Source organism: Pseudomonas sp. PA-1-3F (assembly GCF_021609665.1).
Lineage (GTDB): Bacteria > Pseudomonadota > Gammaproteobacteria > Pseudomonadales > Pseudomonadaceae > Aquipseudomonas > Aquipseudomonas paracarnis.
In genome coordinates this window covers 183,511-206,667 of the sequence record NZ_WJZD01000003.1, presented here as the reverse complement: position 1 = coordinate 206,667, position 23,157 = coordinate 183,511, and the positions used below count along the sequence as shown (strand labels likewise).

The following is a 23,157-nucleotide window of genomic DNA, read 5'->3' as shown; positions in this document are numbered from 1 at the left end:
TCAGATCCTGTGGGGTAATAACATTCATCTATGTAGGAGCTTGCTCGCGAAAAACATCCAGGCGCCGCGTTAACTCAGGATGCCCGCGTTTTCGTTAACACTCTTCGCGAGCAAGCTCGCTCCTGCACATTTCTTGCAGTACCTCGGCGATGGCCTTGACGGCTGCGCGCATGTCGGCCGCGTCGACATGACCGATGCAGCCCACGCGAAAGGTTTCCACCTGGGTCAATTTGCCCGGGTACAGAATGAAACCCTTGGCCTTGACCCGTTCGTAGAACGCTTTGAACTGATAGCGAGGATCGTCGGGGGCGTGGAAGGTGGCAATGATCGGCGCCTGGATAGCCGCCGGTAGAAAACTGCGCACGCCTAGTTCGGCCATGCCGTCCAGCAAGGCCTGGCAGTTATTTGCATAGCGCTGGTGACGGGCGGGCAGGCCGCCTTCCTCGGCGTACTGCAACAGCGCTTCATGCAGGGCGGCGACAACGTGGGTCGGCGGGGTGAAGCGCCACTGGCCGGTTTTGGTCATGTAGCTGTGCTGGTCGAACAGGTCCATCGCCAGGGAATGGCAGTTGCCCTGTGCCGCGGCCAGTGCGTGTTTTTCCGCAAAGACAAAGCCCATGCCCGGTACGCCTTCCAGGCATTTGCCCGAGGCGGCGATCAGCGCGTCGAAGGGGATTTCGCGGGCATCAATCGGTAGCGCGCCGAAGGAACTCATGGCGTCGATGATCAGGCGCTTGCCGTGGCGTTTGACCACCTCGGCGATCTGCGGCAACGGGTTGAGAATGCCGGTACTGGTTTCGCAATGGATCAGTGCGACATGGGTGATGGCGCTGTCGGCGTGCAACAGACGATCCACATCGGCGGCAGTGGTGGGCTCGTCTTCGGCGGTTTCAAAGGTGCTGAATTCGCGGCCAAGCACCTCGCAGATTTTCGCCAGGCGCTTGCCGTAGGCGCCGTTGATGAGCACCAGCACCTTGCCCTTGCGGGGGACCAGGGTGCCGATTGCAGCTTCGACGGCGAAGGTGCCGCTGCCTTGCAACGGCACGCAGTGGTGGCTGTCGGCGCCGTTGAGGATCGCCAGCAACTGGCTGCACACACTGGCTGTGAGCTGGTTGAAGCGGTCGTCCCACGAGCCCCAGTCCGTCATCATCGCCTGGCGGGTGCGGTTCGAGGTGGTCAGGGGGCCGGGGGTCAACAGGATCGGCGCGGCAGTGGGCATGTCAAATCCTCGCAAGGTGTTGGGGTTCAAGCTACGGCGCCTAAATTGCAGTTTGGCTTGTCATCAATCAAATTGTTTGTTGTTATGCGAGCTATCAGTGAGGCCGATAGCTATGAATCTGTTCCAACTGCGTGCATTCGATGCCGTGGCCCGTGAGGGCAGTTTTACCCGCGCGGCGGCTCGGCTGTTTATCAGCCAGCCGGCGGTGACCGGGCATATCAAGGCGCTTGAGGAGCACTACCAGATCCCGCTGTTGCGCCGCACCGCACGTCGGGTGGAATTGACCGAGGAGGGCGCACGCCTGGCGGCCATCACGCGGGCTATCTTCGGGTTGGTCGACGAGGCGCAAACCCTGCTGGAGGCCAACCGCCAGTTGCTCACCGGGCGCCTGGAAGTGGCGGCGGATGGCCCCCACCTGGTGATGCCGATGATCGCCAGCCTGCGTGCGCGCTACCCCGGCATTACCGTGAACCTGCGTTTGGGCAATGCCCAGGAAACCCTGGCGGCGTTGCTGTCCGAACATGCGGATGTGGCGGTGCTCACCGAGGTGGAACCGCGCAATGGCCTGCACTTGCAACCCCTGGACCAGTCACGGATTTGCGCCTTGGTGCCGGCCGCACACCCGTGGGCCAAGCAGCCCGACGGTATTGAACTGGCGCAGTTGCATGAGGTGATCATGGTGCTGCGCGAGCCCAGTTCCACCACCCGCCGCACCTTTGACGACGCCTGCCTGGCGGCGAATGTGCAGCCCAAAGTGCTGCTGGAACTGGACAGTCGGGAAGCTGTGGCCGAGGCGGTGGCGGCAGAGTTGGGCGTGGGCGTGGTGTCGTCGATGGAGGTCAGCCCGGACCCGCGTGTGCAGGCAGTGCCGATCCTCGGCGATGGCCTGCTGAATCGGCATATGCTCGGCTGCATGGAGCGCCGTCGCTCGCTGCGCTTGATTCAGGCGTTTTTCGAGTTGGCGTGAAGGCTCTCACGCACAATCTCCAGAAAGGTCGCGACCACACGGCGTGAACTCTGCTCTTTCAGGCACACCAGGGTTTCTTTCATGCGTTGGGTGCAATCGCGGATCGGCATGGCGTACACCCGTGCATCGGCACCGAACTCTGCCGCCGACACCACGCCCACGCCAATCCCTACCACCACGGCTTCACGGGCGGCCTCGCGGCCTTCCACCTGGATCGCCGGACGAATGCGCAGGCCGGCCTGGCGCATTTCCTGCTCCAGGGTCTGACGGGTGACCGAGCCGGTTTCCCGCAGTACCAGCGGGGTGTCATCGAGGTCGGCCAGGCAGATCGACTCGCGCCCGGCCCAGGCATGGTCCCGTGCGACAAAAGCCAGCAGTTGGTCGTCGGGCAGCGGCACTGACAACAGGCGCACATCATCGACATCGCGCCCCAACAGCGCCAGGTCGGCCTGGTAGTTGTAGAGGCGCGACAGCGACTCATCGGTATTGCCGGTTTCGATTTTTACGCTGATCCCAGGGTAGCGCTGGCAGAAGCGCGCAATCTGCGGCAGGACGTGCACGGGCGCATCCACTGCCAAGGTGAGAGTACCGGTGAGCAGAGCGCGCGAATCCTGCAGCAACTCTTCGGCTTCGGCCTCGATCACAAACAGGCGCTGGGTGATACCCAGCAGGCGTTCACCCAGATCGGTCAGGCGCACCGAACGCTTGTTGCGGTGAAACAGCAATACGCCGAAGCGCTCTTCAAGTTTGCGCACCTGGTCGGAAATCGCAGGCTGGGTCAGGAACAGCCGTTCTGCAGCCCCGGTAAAACTGCCGTGAATGGCCACCGCATGGAAGGCTTTGAGCTGGGCATGGGAAACCGACATGGTACGTCCTCTTAAAACCTGAGCTTATATTTGAAATACGATAAATCGATTTTACCTATGAGTCAGCCATTGTTTTGATGCACCTCAGCCGCCGTAGGTTGAGTCCTACAACCACGGCGGCCATGGGCGCAGGCACATCGCACCCATCTGACCAATACCGCGCTATCCAAGGCCCGGCATTGCAGTGCTCAACCATAAGAACAACAGGCGTTTTCTTTCGATTCTGCCGGCACACTCACATCTGAGGTCAGAACCACCATGAATATCCCTATGGGTAGTATCAAGCGTTGGCGCGTGCAGATTTTCGCCATTACCTGGCTGGCGTACGCCGCGTTCTATTTCACCCGCAAAGCCTTTTCGGTGGCAAAGCTGGGGATTGGCGACGACCCGAGTTTCCCCCTCGACAAAATGACGATGGCTAACCTGGATGGCCTCTATCTCGCAGCGTATGCGGTGGGCCAGTTCACCTGGGGCATGCTTGCAGACCGCTTCGGGCCACGGGTAGTGGTGCTCGGTGGCTTGTTGATTTCCGCAGGCGCGGCGCTGGTGATGGGCACCTTTGCCACCTTGCCGATTTTTGTCACCTGCATGTTGGTACAGGGCTTGGCCCAGTCCACTGGCTGGTCGGGGTTGTGCAAGAACCTCGGTAGTTTCTTCCCGGCCCAGCAGCGGGGGCGGGTGTTGGGGCTGTGGAGTTCGTGTTATGCATTTGGCGGGTTGGTCGCGTCACCGTTTGCCGGTTGGTGGGCTTATACGCTGATCGGTAGCTGGCATGCGGCGTTTATTTCCAGCGCCGCAGTGGTCGCGGTGGTGGCCGTGCTGTTCTTTATGTTCCAGCGCAATACCCCGCAGGATGTGGGCTTGCCGGCAGTCGAGCCCGAGCCGGTGCTGAGCGCCGAGCAGTTGGCCGCCGAACAGCGCGTGAGCGTACTCGAACCCCTGCGCGCGATCCTGCGCAACCGTACGGTGTTGACCCTGGGGCTGGCGTACTTCCTGCTCAAACCGGCGCGCTACGCGATTCTGTTGTGGGGGCCGGTGATCGTCTACGAGCAGATGCCGTCGGTGGGCAAGGTCGGCGCCGCCATCGTGCCCACCGCGTTTGAGCTGGCCGGTTTATTGGGGCCGGTGTTGATCGGCCTGGCCTCCGACAAACTGTTCGGTGCTCGGCGCATGCCCGCCTGCGTGCTCAGCCTGTTGGCGCTGACGGTTGCCCTGGCGTTGTTTATGGGCGCGCTGCACACCGGCAGTGTGGTGCTGGTGATGACGTTGCTGTTTGTCATGGGGCTGACGCTGTATGGGCCGGACTCGATGATCAGCAGCACGGCGGCCATCGACTTCGGCACCGCCAAGGCCGGCGCTACCGCTGCGGGCTTTGTCAACGGCTGCGGTTCGGTGGGAGCGATCCTGGGTGGTTTGCTGCCAGGCTATTTCGATACCGTTACGGTATTTATTGTGTTTGCCGGTGCGGCACTGTTTTCGTCGCTGGTGCTGATGCCCTACTGGAATGCCAGGCCCGCCGTACTGGCCCAGGCCGGGGATTTTGTGCCGGACCGCAATGCGGTGATCAAACCCTTGCGCACCTGAGTACCCTGGCCGGTTTTTTGGTGGAACGAAGCGTTCTCGCGCTATAAACTCTGCCCCCAAAGCGCCGGCCAGTAGACGTTTCGGCGCGATGGAAATAAGAGAGTGAGTCATGGGCGCACAGTGGAAAGTCAAACATAAAGAAGCGGCAGCCAATGCCAAGGGCAAGATTTTCGGCAAGCTGGTGAAAGAAATCACCATCGCCGCCCGCAACGGCGCCGATACCGCGACCAACGCGCACCTGCGCCTGGTGGTGGAACAGGCCAAAAAAGCCTCGATGCCCAAGGAAACCCTGGACCGCGCGATCAAAAAGGGCGCCGGTCTGCTCGGTGAGACCGTGCAATACCACCGCGTGACCTACGAAGGTTTCGCGCCGCACCAGGTGCCTTTGATCGTCGAGTGCGTGACCGACAACATCAACCGCACCGTGGCGGAAATCCGCGTGGCCTTCCGCAAGGGCCAACTGGGCGCTTCCGGTTCGGTGGCCTGGGATTTCAACCATGTGGGCCTGATCGAAGCATCACCGGACACGCCAGACGCCGATCCAGAAATGGCCGCCATCGAAGCCGGCGCCCAGGACTTTGAAGAGGGTGAAGAAGGCGCCACCTTGTTCATTACCGAAACCACCGACCTGGATGCCGTGCAGAAAGCCTTGCCGGAGCAGGGCTTTACCGTGCTGTCGGCCAAGCTGGGCTATATCTCCAAGAACCCGGTCAGCGGTTTGACCGATGAGCAGATGGCTGAAGTCGAGGCGTTCCTGGAAGGCCTGGACAACCATGATGATGTGCAGGATATGTTTGTCGGCCTGGCGGGCTGATGTTTATCTGAGTACACGCGGTCAACCTGTGGGAGCGGGCTTGCTCGCGAATGCGGTGTGACAGTCAACAGATGTATTGGCTGTTCCACCGCATTCGCGAGCAAGCCCGCTCCCACATTGGTTTAGTGGTGTTGCATAGATTCGAGCAAGACCTCAATTTCTTCAAAGCCCGGCCGCGCCAGCACATCCGGCTGGCAGCAGCGTTGTTGCAGTGCCTGCAAGCCTTCGTCACTGGCCTCAACCCGCTCCAACAATTCCCCCAGCAACACTCCGAACGCGCGCACTTCAATACGCTGCAGCGCACGGGTTTCCAACGTGTCCGCCGTGGCATGGAAGGAGGCCGCGCCAAAGTCTCCCAGCAAGCAATCACCTTCTGCGTTCCACAAAATATTGTGACCATACAGGTCACCATGGGTAATGCCGTGCCGATGCAGGTGCGCCGCCACCGAAGCAATGCCCCGCGCCATGCGCAGTGCCACGTCCAGGCTGAAACGGGTGGTGGGTGCGTAGACATCCCGCGTGCACGACGCCAGGCTCGGCAGGGCTGCGAGGTTGCGGTAACTCGGGTCGATCAGCTCCATCACCAGGGCGGCCTGGTTATCGGGATGGCCGACGACGCGTCCTTCAACCTTGATCAGGCTGGGATGCAGGCCGGCAGCGATGCAGGCTTGCATTTCATGCAGCGGTGAACCGTCGCTGGTGATGGTGCCCTTGTACAGCTTGACCGCGACCGGCAACGCCCGGGGTTTCCACAGCGCCTTGCGAATAATCCCCGAAGCGCCTTCGCCAAGGACTTCGCCCATGTCCAGTTCCTGCCAGGCGATGTTCGGCGTCGCCTCATCACTGCTCACCTGCACGGCCATTTCCACCGGGTTGCCGGCGTAGGCCAGCCAGGTCAGGCTCGGCAGGGTCAGCAGCCACTGCGGTAGCTGGGTGAGGCGGTTGGAGGCGATACGGATCAACTCCAGGTTTTGGCACTGGGCCAGGCTTGGCGGCAGGTCGGTCAACTGGTTACCGGCCAACATCAACTTTTGCAGTAACGGGCGCTGACCCAGTTCATCGGGCAATTGGCTGATGCAGTTGTCGGTGAGGATTAGCCAGCGCAACTGTGGCGGCAGGGCGGCAGCGGCTACCTGGCTGATCTGGTTGGCCTTGAAGCCGATCATGCTCAGTTTTGCGCACTGGCCCAGGCATTGCGGCAGTTCGGTAAAGGCGTTGTCCGAACAGAACAGCACGCGCAGGTTCGTCAGGCGGTGCAGGTCGTCGGGCAGGCTGCTCAGGGCGTTGCCGGTGAGGTTGAGGATTTCCAGCGAGTCGGCCAGTTCGAAGATTTCCCGGGGAAACTCGGTCAGCCCGCAGGCCAGGTCCAGGCGTGTAGCGCCGGCCAATTGGCCAGCCTTGAGTTGGGCGAGGGTATTCATGCAGGGCGCGGTGCTCGGAAGGGGGCGTAAAAGGCGCTCATGATAGCGGCTCGGGCGCGGGTTGCGGGCACAGCGTGTGCAATTGGCGCAGGCGGCTGGCGGTGCGGGCGAGGTCGATGGCCTGGCCTTCCAGGCATTTATCCAGGGGCTGGTGACCGATAAGTGTCAGTTGCTTGTCCTGGTCGTAGAGCACGTCTACCAGGTTGATAAAGCGCTGTTGCACGGCGATGGGGCATTCGGCCAACTGCGGTAGGCCGTCGATGATCCAGTGGTCGAAGTCCTGGCACAACAACAGGTAATCCATGACCGCCGTGAGCTGTTCGCACAGGTCGTTGAAGGTAAATGCGATGGTTCGTGCCTGATGGCCTCGGCACTGTAACTGCCGAGTGCCGACCTTCAGGGTTTGCACCGGGCAATCTGTGGCAGGCAGGCCCAGGCTTTCACGCTGGCCTGTTGTACCTGGCCATACATACTGGCCGCCCGTGAAGCGTTGTTGGGCGTGGGCCTGGGCCAGGCTGCGAAAGTCCTGAGGCGCACTGACTTCCAGCACCTCCATGCGCGAGGCGATCAGCTCGATCACCGGCTTGAAGCGTTCGTGGTAAAGCGGGTTGGGCAGCAAGCCTTCGGGTGGGTAGTTGGAGGTCACCAGCACCAGCACGCTGCGCTGGAACAGGGCCTTGAACAGGCGGCTGATGAGCATCGCATCGCCGATATCGTGCACATGGAATTCGTCGAAACACAGCACCCGGCAGCCGGCCAGCAGCTCGTCCAGAGTGACGCCCAAGGCATCGTCATGCTCGCGGTGCAGGAACATGCCCTGATGCAGCCGGGCGAAGAAGGTGTGGAAATGCACACGCTGCTTCTCGGCGATGGGCAGTGCCTGGAAAAATCCGTCCAACAGCCAGCTTTTGCCGCGCCCCACCGGGCCGTGCAGGTACAGGCTGCGCGTGGCCTGGCCGTTGAGCAGGTGCTGGGCCTCGCGATTCAGGGCGGTAATCGCCCGGATTTGCCCATCACTGAGGGTATAGCCCTGTTCTACGGCTTTTTTTTGAAAATACGCCGGGATAGGCGAGGCGTCCGAGGCGTCGGTTTTTTTACCCAGCAGGCGCTGGAGCAGGGCAAGCACGGCCAAGAATAATCACTCTGTATTGCGGTGGTCGTTCACTGTAGGACGCTCGATGCCATTTGACCAATAGGGAAGGGCCCCAAGCCATGCAAACTGGCACTTTCGCGTTAACTGGCTAACCTCATACACAGTTGTCACCCCTGTATAAGGAATTGGGGCTGTGAAGGGACCGGTGGTATTGGCTGTCATGGGCACGATGCTCTGCAACACGGTGTTTGCTGCGCAGCTCCAGGTGCAGGTGCGCATCGACGTGCAACGGGGTTGCCAGTTGGTGGGCACCACCCGTAGTGCAGGTATCGAGCAACTTGGCGTATTGGATTTCGGCAGCGGCCCGCGTCTGGATGACCCGGCCGGCCCCCTGAGTGCGGCCCTGATCAGCCAACGCCAGCCGCGCCTGGAATGTAACCCCGACACGCCTTACCAAGTGCGCGTTGACGGCGGCCTGCATGGCGGTGTCGGCGAAGTGCGTTATCTCGCCAATCCGGCGGCCTCCAGTCGGCCCATCCCCTATCGAATCTATGCCGACGCCGCGCGACTGATCCCCTTGCCGGTGGACGTGCCGATCAGCGGCCGCGTACCGGACATCGGCTCTGTCGACCTGCCGCTGTATGGCCGCATCGAACCGCTCAAAAGCATTCCCGCCGTCGGCCGTTATTCCGACCTGCTCAAGGTCACGGTCACATGGTAAGCCGCTACCTGGCGGTGACGGCCCTGGGCGGTCTGCTGTTGCTGGCGGATGACGCGCAGGCGGCGGTGGTCAACGGCCAGGTCCACGCGCGTTTGGTGATCACCGCCAGTTGCGAAGTGAGCAAAGACGTGGAAACCGCGCCGGTCACGCCTGAGGGCGGCACGGCGCTAATGGATTTCGGCAGCCAGGGGCCGACCTGGAGCAACACGCTGGGCGCGTCGATTTCCGATGCCGACAAGGCGCCGCTGTCGGTGTCCTGCAACCCCTCGGTGGTCAGCAGTTTCACGGTGACCATCGACGGCGGCGCTAATGGCGACGGCACCACGCGGCGCCTGAGCAATGGCCGCCAGACCATTCCTTATCGACTGTCGGCTGATGCTCAGGGGCGCAGTGCCTACAGGATCGGCCAGCAACGCAATTTCGTCGTGACCCAGGGCACCCAGGTACCGATCCCGGTATTCGGTTCCGTGGTGGCGAATACCAGGGCCCTACCGGCCGGCATCTACACAGACACCCTGACGGTGACTCTGGATTGGTAAACCATGAGGATGGATATCATGCATGTACTTGTATCGCGAATCGGCCTCTGTGCCCTGGGCCTGGGGCTGGCGTCCAGCCTGAACGCGGCGACCACGGTAACCGGGCAGATCAGTTCCAGCCTGACCTTGATCGCCAGTTGCCAGGTCAACGGCTCCGGGGCGGCCACCGGGCTGAATTTCGGTAGCTTGAACTTCGGTACCACCAACAGCCTGTTTACCAATGCCGACGCCCAGTTGCTCGGCGGCACCGGTACCGGCGGCGCGTTGTCGATCCTGTGTTCGGCTGGCACCGCGCCAACGATCAAGGTGCGTGCCGGCGCCCACGATGGTGCTTCCCCCGGTGGTACTCGTGCGCTGGCCGATGGCGTGGGTAACTTCGTGCCTTACGATTTCTACACTGACAGCGGGCGTTCAGCGCTGTTGGCGATTGACGGCGTGGTGACCCTCGCCACCAGTACCGGCGTGGCGCAGACCGTCAACCTTTACGGCCGGGCGGTGGGCAAAGCGGGCCTGCCGGCGGGCACCTACACCGACACCGTGGCCGTGGAACTGACGTTCTAACGATGTGGCCCAGGGTGTTGCTCGCCATCGGCCTGGCGATACCGTTGCCGCTGTCGGCGGTGGTCAACCAGAGCTTCCAGGTGAGTGCGACCATCACGCCGGGCTGTCTGATTGTGGGCGGCGGCGCCAACTACGGCACCTTGGCCTACGGCAGCTATTCGGCCCTGGCCACCAGCACGGTCACAGCGGCTCTCACTGGCGGCGTAACCCTGCAATGCACGCCGGGCGTGGCCCTGAGCATGAGCGTGGATGGCGGCCTGTACAGCAGCACCGGACGCAATTTGCAGCTCAACAGTGGCAGCGCGCGAGTGGCTTACCAATTGTTTCGCGATGCGGCGTTCAGCCAGAACCTGGGCATCAACCAGAGCGTCAGCGTGACCTACAGCGATGCGAGCAACATCAGCCTGCCGATTTACGGGCGGGTGGTTTTACCGGGCAATCAGCCTGGGGGGACGTACAGCGACACGCTGCAGGTGCAGCTGACGTGGTAGGGCTAACGGTTTAAGGAGGGGTGTCATGGGTTGTGCTTTGCGACGGTTATGGACCGCGGGTTTCGCCTTGGGGGCGTTGTGCTCGGCGGGGTTTGTACAGGCGGCCAGTTCGGTGCTGATCTGGCCCATCGACCCGGTGCTGGAGGCTGACCAACAGGCCAGCGCGCTGTGGCTGGAGAACCGTGGCACCGAGACCGCCAACCTGCAGATCCGCGTGTTTGCCTGGAGCCAGAACGGTTTCGACGAGCAGTACCAGAACCAGCGCGATGTGATCGGCAGCCCGCCGGTGGCCAAGATTGAGCCGGGCCAGAAGCAACTGGTGCGCCTGACCCGCACCCGGGAGGTACCGCCGGGGCAGGAGTTGGCCTATCGCATCATCATTGACGAAATCCCCTCGGCGCTGCAGGTGCCAGCACCGCCGGAGGGCAAGAACACGGCAGCGGCGATTCGCTTTCAGATGCGCTATTCGGTGCCATTGTTTGCCTACGGCGCTGGCCTGTGGAGCAAGGACGACGCCACCCGCCAACGTGACCCCAAGGGCGCGGGCAAGCCGCAGTTGAGCTGGCAAAAGGTCAACGTGGCAGGGCGCAACTACATCGAGGTGCGCAACCAGGGCGCCGTGCATGCGCGGCTTACCGATGCGTCATTCAAACAGGGCGGGCAGACCCGGCCGTTGGTGGACGGCTTGCTCGGCTATGTGCTGCCGGGCGCGAGCATGCGCTGGCCGGTGCCGGATGCCGTATCGGCCGACCAGCCGTTGCAGGTCCGGGTCAACGGCGCGCCGCAACTGGAGAGCCTGGCGCCCAAGCGATAGCCGTGATGTAGCGCAACGGGCACACGCCCGGGTTTTAACAGGATGGAGATGTCCATTGAAGGACACAACGCCATGGTGAGTCGTGGTTGGGCTCGGGTTTTATGGCCGTCGGTGGCAGTGGCAAGCGGGCTGTGGGGCGCAGCGATGGCGGGCGACCTGCCGCCGCCGCCCGGCAGCATGGAGGCAGTTGCCGATGCACAGCTGTTTCTGGAACTGGTGGTCAACCAGATGGACACCGGCCGCGTCATCGCGGTCGAGCAGCGCGCCGGCCAGCTGTTTGTGCCGGCCAGCGCGTTGCAGGAAGTGGGCATGAAACTGCCCGGTGAGCCCGTCGGCAGTGTGGCCCTGGAACAAGTGCCGGGCCTGCACAGCGACTACGACAGCAACGGCCAGCGCCTGCTGCTGGATGTGCCGCCCTCCTGGCTGCAGGAACAGTTCATCGGCAACCGCAATACCTATCCGCGTACCCAGGCCATGAGCAGCTTCGGCGCCTTGCTCAACTATGACGTGTATTTCAATGACACCGACGATGGCGGCAGTTATCTCGCGGCCTGGAACGAAGTACGGCTGTTCGACACCTGGGGCACCTTGTCCAACACCGGGCAACTGCGCCAGACCCTGTCCGATGGAATCAGCAGCGGCACCCTCGACAATGGTTACCGACGTTACGACACCACCTGGCGTTTTTCCGACGATGAGCGCCTGCTGACCTACGAGGCCGGCGACGTGATCAGTGGCGCGCTGCCCTGGAGTAGCTCGGTGCGCCTGGGCGGGGTGCAACTGTCCCGGGATTTTGCCGTGCGCCCCGACCTGGTCACGTACCCCTTGCCGCAGTTTGCCGGTGAGGCGGCGGTGCCCTCGTCGGTGGACCTGTTTATCAACGGCTACAAATCCGACAGCGCGCGACTGCAACCCGGCCCCTACACCCTGACCAACATCCCATTCATCAACGGTGCCGGCGAGGCCGTGGTGGTTACCACCGATGCCTTGGGCCGCCAAGTGTCGACCACGGTACCGTTCTACGTCACCAGCACTTTGCTGCAACCAGGCTTGACGGACTTTTCGCTGGCCGCCGGTACTTTGCGCCGTGACTACACTCTACGGGACTTCGGCTACGGACCGGGCGTGGCCAGTGGCACGTTCCGCTATGGCTATTCCGATAACCTGACCCTGGAGAGCCACGCCGAAGCCTCCAGCGACCTGAGCCTCGGCGGGCTCGGCGGCAACCTGCGCCTGGGCAACTTCGGCGTGCTCAATACCGCCCTCAGCCAGAGCCAGTTCGACAGCCGCACGGGCCAGCAACTGAGCCTCGGTTACCAGTACAACAGCACGCGCTACAGCTTTATGTACCAACGGGTGGAACGTCGCGACGACTACGCCGACCTGACCCTGGTCGACATCCCATACGCCAGCCTCAGCAAGCGCAGCGAGCAGGTGACCTTGAGCCTCAACCTTCAACGTTTCGGCAGCCTGGGCCTGGGTTATTTCGACGTGCAGGCGGCGGACGACTCGCGCACGCGCCTGCTCAACCTGAGCTGGAGCAAACCGTTGTGGCGCAACACCAGCTTTTATCTGTCAGCCAACCGCGAAATCGGTGACAGCAACTGGGCCATGCAGGCGCAACTGGTCATCCCGTTCGACCTCAACGGCAGCCTGGCCTTGAGCACCGAGCGCAGCAAGGATGGCGCCAGTCGCCAGCGCATCAACTACAGCCGCGCGGTGCCCAGCGAAGGCGGGGTGGGCTACAACCTCGGCTATGCCCAGGGTGATGCCCCCAGCTATCGACAGGCCGACCTGACCTGGCGCTTGCAGTCGGTGCAGTTGCAGGCCGGCGTGTACGGCAGCAGTGAGGCCATGACGCGCTGGGCCGATGCCAGCGGCTCGCTGGTGTGGATGGGCGGCGAAACCTTTGCCGCCAACCGCATCAATGACGCCTTTGTGGTAGTGAGCACCCAGGGTTTTGCCGGGATTCCGGTGCGCTACGAAAACCAGCTGGTGGGCCAGACCGACCGCAACGGCCATTTGCTGGTGCCGTGGAGCAGTGCCTATTACCGCGGCAAATACGAGATCGACCCCTTGAACCTGCCGGCGAATGTGCAAAGCCCTAATGTCGAGCAGCGCGTATCGGTACGCCGTGGCAGCGGTTACTTGCTGGAATTCCCCCTGCGCCGGGTGCTCGCTGCAAGCATCACTCTGGTGGACCGCCAGCATCAGGAGTTGCCGCTGGGCAGCCTGGTAGTGCACGAGCAAAGCAACACCCAAGCAGTGGTCGGCTGGGATGGCCTGGTGTATCTGGAAAACCTCAGCGCCCACAACACCTTGCAGGTCACCCTCGGTGAGGGCCGCACCTGCCAGGCGACATTCGATATTGATGAGCAGCAACAGGACGTGCCCTTGATCGGGCCATTAGTGTGCCAATGAGGGATCGAACAGGGAGTGTTCAGGTGAGGGGCAGCGTAGGGTTATATGGCGTAGGTTTGTTGTTTTGCGGGCAGGCGATGGCGGCGTGTTCGGTGGTGTCCACCGTGCCGGCCAGTTTCGGCTCGATCAGCTCGATGACGGTGCGCACCGCTGCGCAAACCAGCTCTACGACTAATTCAGGGTTGAGTTGCACCTCGGCGCTGATATCGCTGCTGGTGTCCACCGACCACTTTTACGCCACGATCACATCGTCGCAAAGTGGCATGGTCGGGCCGACCGGTGATGTGATCGGCTATACGATTTATGGCAACAACAGCACCAGCTATCCCATCACCCGTGGCAGCCAATTCGATTTCGGCGGCGCTGGCGGCATCGCCCAGAGCATTGGCCTGATCGCAGGGCCCGGCGCGAAAACCGTACCGCTGTACCTGAGCAGCATCACCGGCAGCAACGTCGCCGCCGGGGTGTACACCGAGACATTGAGCATCGCCTGGGTGTGGAACTATTGCTCGGGGATCGGCCTTGGCGGCATTTGCCTGGGACGTGACACTGGCAGTGGCACGGCGTCCCTGACCGTCAGCATGACCGTGACCAACGACTGCCAGATCACCGCCCCGAATATCAGCTTCGGCAGCGCGCCGGTGGTCAGTGGGTTTACCGCGGTGAGCGGGCAGACCATCAACATCGCCTGCACCAAGGGCAGCGCCTATACCGTGGGCTTGAGCGATGGCCAGAACCCGGTGAGTGTCGGCGGCCGGCGACGTATGGTTTCCGGCGGCAATTACCTGGCCTATGACATTTTCAAAAGTGCCGGCACCACGCGCTGGGGCAGTGTCGGCGCGGCGCGGCGGGCCAGCTCCACGGCCGAGGTCAACCCTGGCAACGGCTTGGGCGTCGGTAGCCAGGTGTACAACTACAACGCCAAGGTCTATACCGACCAGCCCACACCACCGGCTGGCACCTACCTGGATAACGTGGTGCTGGACGTCGGTTTCTAGAATGGCGTCTGCAACGCGGCGGCCTGATCCACCGGGCTGACCATCGCATAGTTGTAGCCGCCGCCCGACCAGTAGTCGGCCTGCAAGCCATCGGCACTGCGGCTGCCGCGAGGCAGGAAACCGTTGTTCGGGCCAGGCGGGCGGATGTAGAAGCTGATGCGCCGGCCTTGGGCGTCCTGGTATAGCACCATGGCTGCCGCGCCTTGGTCGGTGGTGAGCAGGCGCCCGCTGACCGGCTTGAAGCCGGCTTGGCTCAGGTCGGGCAGGCGATGGGCCTGGTTGAAATAAAGGTCGAGCCAGGCCTGCATGGTGCCGCGGTCCTGGGCGTTGTAGTCGGCGGGCATGATGCCGTCCTGGGCAAACAGGCGATAGGCCTGCATGGCGTCGGTCATCGGCAACAGCGGCGGCTGGGTGGCTTCACGGGCGTGCCAACCGCCAACCCCGCCGAGGCTCACGGCGATCAGCAACAACGCCGCCGTGGCCAGGTGCCGACGGGACTGTTTCTTGATGCGCTGGCGAATCAGCGCCGGGTCCAATGCCGGGTTGTGCGGCTGTTGCAGGGCGCCGCTCAACGACGCACGCAGCAACTGCGCATCCTGTTGCCAGGCCTGTACCTGGGCCGCCACTTCGGGGTGGCTGGCCAGCCAGGTTTCAAGCACACGGCGATCAGTGTCCGGCAATTGGTGATCGACGTAGGCATGTAAATCGCGTTCGCTGGGGGGCAGGCTGATCATTTGAGTCTCCGCAGGGCAGGGCCGGTCATTTCGCCATCGCTGAGTTGACGCAGCGCTTGGCGTGCGCGGGACAGGCGTGACATCACTGTGCCGATGGGCACCTTGAGGATCTCGGCCACTTCCTTGTAGCTCAAGCCCTCGACGGACACCCACAGCAACAGGGCGCGCTGTTCGGTGTTCAGTTGGTCGAAGGCTTGCAGGGTGGATTGGGCCAGCACCGTGCGTTCCACCGAAGGTTGCACGTCATCGCGGCCGGTGAAGAATTCGAGCATGCGCGCATAGCGGCGGTTGCGGCGGTGGGCGTCGAGGAACTGCCGGTAGAGGATCGAAAACAGCCAGGCGCGCAGATCGCCCTCGATACGTTTATCGGCCCAGGCGACGATCGCGCGTTCCAGGGTCGATTGCACCAGGTCATCGGCGCTGCTGCTGTTGCGCGTCAGGGACACGGCAAAACGCCGCAACCTGGGGATGAGTTCGCGTAACTGTTCGTCGAGTTCATGCATGGGTGTCTGGCTGATCACTACGCTGGGACTAGAGAGACGTCCGGCGTTGAAGGTTATTCCCCGTCCCGCAAAATAAATCCAGGGCCTTGGAATAGAGCCAATCGGCGTTCGTCTTAATGCTCCGACCTTATGTTTCAGCCTGAGGCCTCTGGCCCTGGAGTTCCTGCATGGTAGATCACTCATCACCCCCCCGTCCTCCCTTGAGCACTGCGAGCCTGATCGCACGACTTGCCGGCATCGGTGCCGTGGTTGCGGTTGTTGCCGGGGCATTTGCCTACGTCAATGGCACGCTCGACCCACAACGCCTGCGGCCAAAAACCTTGGTCAATGCTCTGGAAACCAATAACGGCGTGCATCCGGGCTTTCGCCGTAACCATGCCAAGGGCGTATGCGTGGCGGGTTATTTCCAGAGTAGTACCGAGGCCCGTGCCTATTCCAACGCCCAGGTGTTCAGCGAGGCCAAGACTCCGATCATCGGCCGCTTTGCCTTGCCCAGCGGCAACCCCTACGCGCCGGACAGCAGTGTGCCGATTCGCAGTTTCGCCGTGCAGTTCAGCCAGGCCAACGGCCAGCAATGGCGGACGGGGATGAACAGCATGCCGGTGTTCCCAGTGGGCACGCCCGAGGCGTTTTACCAGTTGCTCAAGGCCGGCGCGCCAGACCCGGCCACCGGCAAGCCGAACCCGTCAAGCATGCCGGCGTTTTTTGCCGCACACCCCGAGACAGCGCCATTCCTGGCCTGGGTCAAGACCGCCAAGCCATCGGCCAGTTATGCGACTGAAACCTATAACGGCATCAACGCGTTTTACCTGGTGGCTGCCGATGGTACGCGCCAGGCCGTGCGTTGGGAGGTGGTGCCCCAGAGCCAGGACGCGGCGGGTGATACCGCACCTGCTGGCAGTGACTTCCTCGAGCAGGACTTGGTGCGACGCCTGGCCGCCGGGCCGTTGCGTTGGCAGTTGAACATGACCCTGGCCAACCCCGGCGACCCGCTGGACGACGCAAGCAAGACCTGGACCGGCGCGCACAAGGTCCTCAACGCCGGCACGTTGGTGCTGCAAAGCAGCCAGCCCCAGGCAGACGGTGATTGCCGCGATATCAACTTTGACCCGCTGATTCTGCCCAGTGGTATCCAAGCCTCCAACGACCCCTTGCTGGCCGCCCGTTCGGCCGCGTATGCCAGTTCGTACCTGCGCCGCGCCGGGGAAGTCAGCCCGTTGCACAGCGCCCCTCAGGAGTCGAAGCCATGAATGCTCAACCACGGTTCTTTGCGCCCCTGGCGCGCGTGCTGCACTGGCTGATGGCGTTGATGATCATCGCCATGCTGTTTATCGGCGCGGGTCTGGCGGCGTCGGTGTCGGAGCGCCATGAGTGGCTGATCCACCTGCACAAGCCGCTGGGCATTGCGATTCTGGCGCTGGTGATCGTGCGCCTGGCGGTGCGTTTCTCGACGCGCCAACCGCCGTTGCCAGCGGATTTACCGGTGTGGCAAAGGCTCGCAGCCAAGGCTTCCCATGTGCTGTTGTACGCGTTGATGCTGGTGTTGCCGCTGCTGGGTTGGGCGATGATTTCAGCGGCTGGCGACCCGGTGATGCTCAGCAGTAACCTGCAACTGCCCGCACTGGTGGGGGCGAGTGCGCCGTTGTTCGCGCTGTTGCGCAAGGCCCACGGCTACCTGGCCTATCTGCTGTTTCTCACCGTGCTGGTGCATCTGGCGGCCGCGTTGTTCCACGGTTTGATCCGCCGCGATGGTGTCTTGCAAAGCATGACCGGCAGCAAGGATTGACCGCTCTTGTGGCGAGCGAGCTTGCTCGCGCTGGGCTGCGAAGCAGCCCCAAAACAGCCTGCTCGGTGTGTCAGGTGATCCGGCAGTGATTTTCATGGGGCCGCTATGCGGCCCAGCGCGAGCAAGCTCGCTCGCCACAAAGAGCTCGCCTCGGGGGTTAGCGCAAACGCCCGACGATATCAGCGACGCTGCTCAACACGTCCTTGCCCAACTGTTTTGAACGATCGCCTGACCAGCCAGTTCGCAGGTTGGGCGCGTCGTCGTTGTCCTTGAAGGGCATTTCCAGGGTCAGGGACAGGCAGTCGTATTTTTCTCCTACCGCGTTGCAGGCCAGGGTCATGTTGGCTTGGCCGGGCAGGTCGCGGGTGTAGCCGTGGGTGGTCTGGAAGTCTCGTGTCAGGTGGCTCAAATGGCTGCGGAAGTGTTTTTCCAGGGCTTCGATACGCGGGGTGTAGCCAGGGTTGCCTTCGCAGCCGGCGGTGAACACGTAGGGGGTTTCTTCATCGCCGTGGATGTCGAGGAACATATCCACGCCGTACTTTTCCATCTGTTGCTGGACGAACAGGACTTCGGGGCTGAGTTCGTGGCTGGCGCTCTGCCAGGCGCGGTTCAGGTCCTGGCCCATGGCGTTGGTGCGCAGGTGGCCGTGGAAGGCGCCATCCGGGTTCATGTTTGGTACCAGGTACAGATCGGCGACGGCCAGTAGTTTTTTCAGTTCGTCGTCGCCGTCCTTTTGCAGGCGCTCAATCACGCCCTCCATAAACCATTCGGCCATGTGTTCCCCGGGGTGCTGCTGGGCGATGATCCACACCTTGCGCCGGCCCTCGATTCCTTTGCCTCGGCGCAGCAGTTGAATATCGCGGCCTTCAGCGCTCTTGCCGGTGGCCAGCAGGGTGACCGCGGCGTACTTCAGGGCTTGCTCGATCAGCCAGTCATGGCGTTCACGGCTGTAGGGCTCGAAGTAGGCAAACCAGGCGTGCTTTTCCCGGGTCTGGAGGTTGATGTGCAGGATCTCGCCATCAAAGCGCGTCGGTACCCGGAACCAGTTGATATGGTCGTAGGACGCCACGGCGTTGTAGCCGCTCCAGGCATGCTTGTAGGACGAGCGCCCTGCGTTGCTCAAGCGAAAGGTATGGGTGTGCCCCACGTGCATGCCTTCGGCCTTGAAGTGGAACCATTGGTAGTGATCGCTGCGGGTGTCGGGTTTGATTGCCAGCAACAACTGATAAGCGTCGCTGGCATCCAGGACCTGAATGTTGCCGCTGTCGAAGTCGGTGCTGATCTTGATGGAAGTCAAGGCCACGGTCATAGTCTGGTTGCCTGAATATGAGTGATGTGGCGGCCATCTTACACAGGCGTTCGGTAAAACCTGGATGCAAAAATTGTTGCAAGGGGAGGGGGCGTCATCCGTGACGCCGCCGCAGCTTAGAGTCTATGAGATTGATTCTCAAGCGCTAATTCGCAGAGATACGCGCTAGAGCACTCGGACGACTTTCTTTGGGCGATAGTCTTTTGCTACCATGCGCGCCATCAAGCAACACACAGTCTTCATTAGCCTGAAGCCATGCCAGGAAAACTGGCAAAAAAAAGACCCGGCCAAAGAGCCGGGTCAAAAACCGTGATTAGCCTGATGAGGAGATATTCCAAGAGTCCGACCTAAGGTCTCTTGGTCTATCGACTGATCTCGCGATCAGCTGAGCCCAATAATAATCATTATCATTTGCAAGTCAAATGTTTTTATCCGTGGGATAGAAATATTTTTCTTTCATACCTGCTAAGCGTTTGCCGCCGCTTTTGGCGCTTGCAACGACCGCTCCACCATCGCCTTCGCCATATCGATCAAATACACCACCGAAAACGCCAGGTCGCGCTGGTTGCCCTGATGGCTGCACGCCGACTCGTAGGCGGTTGCCGCTGCACTGCGCAACAGGTCCGAGGCGTGTATCAGGGCCTCCTCCTGGCTGACTTCGGGTTTGATCGCGAACATGGCCCCGTCCGAATCCGGCGTCGACCGATTTTCTTTCAAGTAGTAGTCCAGTGCGCGCTGGGCTGCGCCACTGTTGCACATGTCGTTTACTTCAGTCAGTTCGGATGTGTCGGGCGTTGGGTGTGTGCGGGTCGTCATAAGCGGCAGTACTCCGGTGGGTGTCGAAATCCTTGGGCTTGATGATAGTACGTATCGTATTCCTGTCGTTTTATGGATTACTACAAACTGTTTATTGCCCGCAAAAATGGGGCCCGTATTGTGATGCGCCATGGATAACTGGATAGCGTTGGTCAAAGCCAACATGAAAGACCGCAAGGTCACGCAGGATGAACTGGCGCAGCGCCTGGGGATGTCCCAGGGCGGCATCGGCCATTGGCTCAATAAACGCCGCGTGCCGAGCCTGGCGGACATGAACCGTGTGCTCGCCGAACTGGGGTTGGGGTATTTGGAGGTGGCGCTGGAGATTCGTGAACGGGCCGCGCAAGTGCCTGAACGGGAAGCGCACTACAACCCGTATTTCCGCTACCCGGTCAGCGACTGGAAGCAGGCCTGCGAGCTGCGTGAGGAGCGTGCGCCTTATAGGGCCGAGCGCTACGAATTGAGCGATTACCACGCCCGAGGCGAGGCATTCTGGTTGCCGGTGACGGGAGACGCCATGACCGCCCCCACGGGCATGAGCATTGCGGCTGGCATGATGATCCTGGTTGACCCGGCCATCGCGCCCGAGCCCGGCAGGCTGGTGGTGGCTCAATGGGCCGGTAACCCCCAGGCGACCTTTCGCCAACTGCAGGAAGAAAGCGGCCAGCACTACCTGGTGCCGCTCAACCCCACTTACCCCAAGGTACTGCTCACCGACGGCTGCCGCCTCCTGGGTGTGGTGGTGCAAGCCACGGCGAAGTTCTAGCCGGCCGTTTCAAGCTCCACCAGCGCGCTGCCTTCGGCTACCATTTCACCTTCCTGGCAGAACAGCGCCTTGACCACCCCGGCGTGGGGCGCACGGATGCTGTGTTCCATCTTCATGGCTTCGAGCACCACCAGTTGAGTACCAGCCTCAACGGTTTGGCCCACCTCCACGAGCACCCGCACGATGCTGCCGTTCATGGGGGCGGTGAGGCCGCCCTGATGGGATTGATTGGCCTCGACCGCCGCAATCGGGTCGAACAGGCTGACGGCATGCATCTCGCCTTCCCAACGCAGGTACAGGCTGCCTTCACTGCGCACCGCCAGATGAGCACGGCGCACGCCCAGATGTTCAGTCAGCAACTGTTCGCCGCATAACTGAGACGGTTGCCCGGTCAGTGTCACCAACCGATCCTGCCCATTGCAGCTCAGGTGCAGCGACACCTCGACAGGCAGGCCCACGCGAAAGCCCTGGTGACTTGCCCAAGGCCCGTCACCCATCGGCAAGCTCTGCATAAACGCCGAGCCCGCCGCTTGCCAGAACTCATCGCTCAAGGCTCCTGGCGTCGGCAACAGCTCACCCTGATAGCGCGGGATAAACCCGGTATCCAACTCGGCCGCGGCAAACGCAGGGTGTCCGATGATGCGCCGCAAAAAGCCCAGGTTGGTCTTGAGCCCGCCGACCGCAAACTCATCCAGCATGCTTAATAAGCGCAGGCGCGCCTGTTCGCGGTCTTCCCCCCAGGCAATCAACTTGCCGAGCATCGGGTCGTAGAAGGGCGACACGCTGTCGTCTTGCTCGACGCCGCTATCCACCCGGCGTCCAGGGCCTGGGCTGGACTCGCGGTACAGCGCCAGGTGCCCGGTGGCCGGCAGAAAGTCATTGGCCGGGTCTTCGGCATATAGCCGCACTTCAATTGCATGACCGTTCAACGCGACCTGCTCTTGCGTGATCGGCAGCGCCTCGCCCTGGGCAACCCGGATCTGCCAGGCCACCAGGTCGAGGCCGGTAATCGCTTCGGTCACCGGATGCTCCACTTGCAGCCGCGTGTTCATCTCCATGAAGAAAAACTCGCCACGGGCATCCAGCAAAAACTCCACCGTACCTGCGCCGACATACCCGATGGCCTGGGCAGCGCGCACGGCCGCTTCGCCCATGGCCCGGCGCTGCTCGACACTCAAGCCGGGTGCCGGGGCTTCTTCCACGACCTTTTGATGACGACGCTGGATCGAGCAGTCGCGTTCATTGAGGTACAAGCAATGACCCTGCTGGTCGGCAAACACTTGGATCTCGACATGCCGCGGCTTGAGCAGGTATTTCTCCACCAGCATCTGCCCGTTGCCGAACGACGACAGCGCCTCACGCTGGGCGGAAGCCAGGGCTTCGGCCAGTTGGCTGACGTCCTCGACCACTTTCATGCCCTTGCCACCGCCACCCGCCGTGGCCTTGAGCAGCACCGGGTAGCCGATACGCTCACAGGCGGCGCGGAAGGTCTCCAGGTCCTGGGCCTCGCCGTGATAACCCGGCACAAGGGGTACGCCAGCCGTTTCCATCAAGGCCTTGGCCGCGGATTTGCTGCCCATGGCGTCGATGGCCGAGGCGGGCGGGCCGAGGAAGATCAAGCCTGCCGCCTCGATGGCCCGGGCGAAGCCGGCGTTTTCCGAGAGGAAGCCGTAGCCGGGGTGAATCGCCTGGGCGCCGCTGGCGTGGGCGGCGGCAATCAGCTTGTCGATTTGCAGGTAACTATCGGTGGCCTTGCTGCCGCCCAGGTCGACGCGGATATCGGCTTCACGGCTATGGCGGGCATCGCGGTCGATGGCGCTGTGCACAGCCACGGTGGTCAACCCCATGGCCTTGGCGGTACGCATGACCCGGCAGGCGATTTCGCCACGGTTGGCCACCAGAACGGTGTTGAGTGTGCTCATGAACGCGGCTCCTGGGTTTGCCAACTTGGCGCACGTTTTTGCAGAAATGCACGCAAACCTTCCTGGCCCTCGGCGCTCACCCGGATGCGCGCAATGGCGTTTTCGCAATAGCGGCGCAGCGCGGGGGTGAGGGCACCGTTGCCCACTTCGCGCAGCAAATCCTTACTGGCACGCATGGCCGCCGGGCTGTTTTGCAGCAGGTTGGTGACCCACTGGTCCACCTGTTGATCCAGGCTCTCGGCAGGATAACTTTCCGCCAGCAAGCCGATCTCCCGTGCGCGTTGGCCGCCGAACCGCTCGGCTGTGAGTGCATAACGACGGGCAGCGCGTTCGCCGATGGCCTGCACCACGAACGGGCTGATCACCGCCGGCGCCAGGCCGATACGCACTTCCGACAGGCAGAACTGCGCGTCGTCGGCACCGATGGCCATGTCACAGCAACTGATCAGGCCCAGCGCGCCCCCGTAGGCCGCACCTTGCACCACCGCCAGCGTGGGGATTTTCAGTTTGGACAGGTTGTACATCAGCTCTGCCAGTTCCCGGGCGTCGTCCAGGTTGGTGTGGTAGTCCAGCTCGGCCGATTGCTGCATCCAGGCCAGGTCGGCACCGGCGCTGAAGTGCTTGCCACGCCCGCGCAGTACCAGGAAGCGCAGGGACGGGTCGCCTTGTACGCGGTCAAGAGCCAGGATCAATTCGCGGATCATCTCGGCGTTGAACGCGTTGTTCTTGGCTTCGCGGCTGAGCCACAGCGTGGCAAAGCCACGGCGGTCAGTGATCAGTTCGAGGGTGTTGAAGTCGCTCATGCAAGGAGC

The 23,157-nt window shown here is 62.3% G+C and carries 23 protein-coding genes; 13 read left to right on the top strand and 10 right to left on the bottom strand.

Features of this window, described 5'->3' with window-relative positions:
* Window positions 1-94 precede the first annotated feature (94 nt).
* Complete coding sequence (locus tag GIV26_RS03370; protein ID WP_034127937.1) at window positions 95-1,219, bottom strand: 2-aminoethylphosphonate--pyruvate transaminase; 1,125 nt, start codon at window positions 1,217-1,219, stop codon at window positions 95-97.
* 112 nt (window positions 1,220-1,331) lie between these two features.
* On the opposite strand from GIV26_RS03370, the gene GIV26_RS03365 reads away from it, so the two are divergent.
* Window positions 1,332-2,186, top strand: a complete 855-nt coding sequence (locus tag GIV26_RS03365; protein ID WP_034127936.1) for a LysR substrate-binding domain-containing protein — start codon at window positions 1,332-1,334, stop codon at window positions 2,184-2,186.
* Here the strand turns inward: GIV26_RS03365 and GIV26_RS03360 are convergent.
* Complete coding sequence (locus tag GIV26_RS03360; RefSeq protein ID WP_034127935.1) at window positions 2,162-3,052, bottom strand: LysR substrate-binding domain-containing protein; 891 nt, start codon at window positions 3,050-3,052, stop codon at window positions 2,162-2,164. The genes GIV26_RS03365 and GIV26_RS03360 overlap by 25 nt on opposite strands.
* A gap of 258 nt (window positions 3,053-3,310) precedes the next feature.
* On the opposite strand from GIV26_RS03360, the gene GIV26_RS03355 reads away from it, so the two are divergent.
* On the top strand, window positions 3,311-4,636 hold the full coding sequence (locus GIV26_RS03355; RefSeq protein ID WP_054897266.1) for an MFS transporter: 1,326 nt from the start codon (window positions 3,311-3,313) through the stop codon (window positions 4,634-4,636).
* Window positions 4,637-4,745: 109 nt separating this feature from the next.
* Window positions 4,746-5,450 carry a YebC/PmpR family DNA-binding transcriptional regulator gene (locus tag GIV26_RS03350; protein ID WP_003192227.1) on the top strand — a complete coding sequence of 235 codons (705 nt, stop codon included), beginning with the start codon at window positions 4,746-4,748 and terminating at the stop codon, window positions 5,448-5,450.
* 122 nt (window positions 5,451-5,572) lie between these two features.
* Here the strand turns inward: GIV26_RS03350 and GIV26_RS03345 are convergent, their stop codons facing one another.
* Both GIV26_RS03345 and zapE read right to left on the bottom strand, forming a co-directional pair.
* A complete protein-coding gene (locus tag GIV26_RS03345; RefSeq protein ID WP_236279496.1) occupies window positions 5,573-6,871 on the bottom strand; it encodes a protein kinase in 1,299 nt (432 codons plus the stop codon).
* Window positions 6,872-6,908: 37 nt separating this feature from the next.
* Complete coding sequence (gene zapE, locus GIV26_RS03340; protein ID WP_236279495.1) at window positions 6,909-8,003, bottom strand: cell division protein ZapE; 1,095 nt, start codon at window positions 8,001-8,003, stop codon at window positions 6,909-6,911.
* Window positions 8,004-8,184: 181 nt separating this feature from the next.
* Between zapE and GIV26_RS03335 the strand changes: the two genes are divergently transcribed.
* The 7 genes from GIV26_RS03335 (at window position 8,185) to GIV26_RS03305 (ending at window position 14,509) form a co-directional block, all read left to right on the top strand.
* Window positions 8,185-8,685, top strand: a complete 501-nt coding sequence (locus GIV26_RS03335; protein ID WP_442962896.1) for a Csu type fimbrial protein — start codon at window positions 8,185-8,187, stop codon at window positions 8,683-8,685.
* Window positions 8,679-9,224, top strand: a complete 546-nt coding sequence (locus GIV26_RS03330; protein WP_054917341.1) for a spore coat protein U domain-containing protein — start codon at window positions 8,679-8,681, stop codon at window positions 9,222-9,224. Before GIV26_RS03335 ends, GIV26_RS03330 begins: the two co-directional genes overlap by 7 nt.
* A gap of 18 nt (window positions 9,225-9,242) precedes the next feature.
* Window positions 9,243-9,785: a Csu type fimbrial protein gene (locus tag GIV26_RS03325; protein ID WP_003192220.1), complete on the top strand. Its 543-nt coding sequence runs from the start codon at window positions 9,243-9,245 to the stop codon at window positions 9,783-9,785.
* Window positions 9,786-9,787: 2 nt separating this feature from the next.
* Window positions 9,788-10,276, top strand: coding sequence for a Csu type fimbrial protein (locus GIV26_RS03320; RefSeq protein WP_034127929.1), 489 nt, complete (start codon window positions 9,788-9,790; stop codon window positions 10,274-10,276).
* Window positions 10,277-10,301: 25 nt separating this feature from the next.
* Window positions 10,302-11,090 (top strand): fimbrial biogenesis chaperone, encoded by a 789-nt coding sequence (locus GIV26_RS03315; protein ID WP_014718967.1) that lies wholly within the window; start codon window positions 10,302-10,304, stop codon window positions 11,088-11,090.
* A 72-nt stretch (window positions 11,091-11,162) separates the two neighbouring features.
* Window positions 11,163-13,511 carry a fimbria/pilus outer membrane usher protein gene (locus tag GIV26_RS03310; RefSeq protein WP_236279505.1) on the top strand — a complete coding sequence of 783 codons (2,349 nt, stop codon included), beginning with the start codon at window positions 11,163-11,165 and terminating at the stop codon, window positions 13,509-13,511.
* Window positions 13,508-14,509 (top strand): Csu type fimbrial protein, encoded by a 1,002-nt coding sequence (locus GIV26_RS03305; protein ID WP_236279494.1) that lies wholly within the window; start codon window positions 13,508-13,510, stop codon window positions 14,507-14,509. Before GIV26_RS03310 ends, GIV26_RS03305 begins: the two co-directional genes overlap by 4 nt.
* Here the strand turns inward: GIV26_RS03305 and GIV26_RS03300 are convergent.
* Window positions 14,506-15,243: an anti-sigma factor family protein gene (locus tag GIV26_RS03300; protein ID WP_236279493.1), complete on the bottom strand. Its 738-nt coding sequence runs from the start codon at window positions 15,241-15,243 to the stop codon at window positions 14,506-14,508. The genes GIV26_RS03305 and GIV26_RS03300 overlap by 4 nt on opposite strands.
* Complete coding sequence (locus GIV26_RS03295) at window positions 15,240-15,746, bottom strand: sigma-70 family RNA polymerase sigma factor (RefSeq protein ID WP_034127925.1); 507 nt, start codon at window positions 15,744-15,746, stop codon at window positions 15,240-15,242. Before GIV26_RS03295 ends, GIV26_RS03300 begins: the two co-directional genes overlap by 4 nt.
* Window positions 15,747-15,913: 167 nt before the next feature.
* Between GIV26_RS03295 and GIV26_RS03290 the strand changes: the two genes are divergently transcribed.
* Together GIV26_RS03290 and GIV26_RS03285 are read left to right on the top strand one after the other, a co-directional pair.
* Window positions 15,914-16,996 (top strand): catalase family peroxidase, encoded by a 1,083-nt coding sequence (locus GIV26_RS03290; RefSeq protein WP_034127924.1) that lies wholly within the window; start codon window positions 15,914-15,916, stop codon window positions 16,994-16,996.
* Window positions 16,993-17,532 carry a cytochrome b gene (locus GIV26_RS03285; protein WP_236279492.1) on the top strand — a complete coding sequence of 180 codons (540 nt, stop codon included), beginning with the start codon at window positions 16,993-16,995 and terminating at the stop codon, window positions 17,530-17,532. The genes GIV26_RS03290 and GIV26_RS03285 overlap by 4 nt, the downstream gene beginning before the upstream one ends.
* 157 nt (window positions 17,533-17,689) lie before the next feature.
* Here the strand turns inward: GIV26_RS03285 and GIV26_RS03280 are convergent, their stop codons facing one another.
* A complete protein-coding gene (locus tag GIV26_RS03280) occupies window positions 17,690-18,841 on the bottom strand; it encodes a M14 family metallopeptidase (RefSeq protein WP_236279491.1) in 1,152 nt (383 codons plus the stop codon).
* Window positions 18,842-19,306: 465 nt separating this feature from the next.
* Window positions 19,307-19,600, bottom strand: coding sequence for a DUF6124 family protein (locus tag GIV26_RS03275; RefSeq protein WP_034128149.1), 294 nt, complete (start codon window positions 19,598-19,600; stop codon window positions 19,307-19,309).
* Between the two features lie 187 nt (window positions 19,601-19,787).
* Between GIV26_RS03275 and GIV26_RS03270 the strand changes: the two genes are divergently transcribed.
* Complete coding sequence (locus tag GIV26_RS03270) at window positions 19,788-20,423, top strand: LexA family protein (RefSeq protein ID WP_236279489.1); 636 nt, start codon at window positions 19,788-19,790, stop codon at window positions 20,421-20,423.
* Here GIV26_RS03270 and GIV26_RS03265 read toward each other — a convergent pair.
* Entirely contained in the window at window positions 20,420-22,345 is a 1,926-nt protein-coding gene (locus GIV26_RS03265; protein ID WP_236279488.1) for an acetyl/propionyl/methylcrotonyl-CoA carboxylase subunit alpha, read from the bottom strand. The two genes, GIV26_RS03270 and GIV26_RS03265, sit on opposite strands and share 4 nt — an antisense overlap.
* Complete coding sequence (locus GIV26_RS03260; protein WP_034127920.1) at window positions 22,342-23,148, bottom strand: gamma-carboxygeranoyl-CoA hydratase; 807 nt, start codon at window positions 23,146-23,148, stop codon at window positions 22,342-22,344. Before GIV26_RS03260 ends, GIV26_RS03265 begins: the two co-directional genes overlap by 4 nt.
* Window positions 23,149-23,157 lie beyond the last annotated feature (9 nt).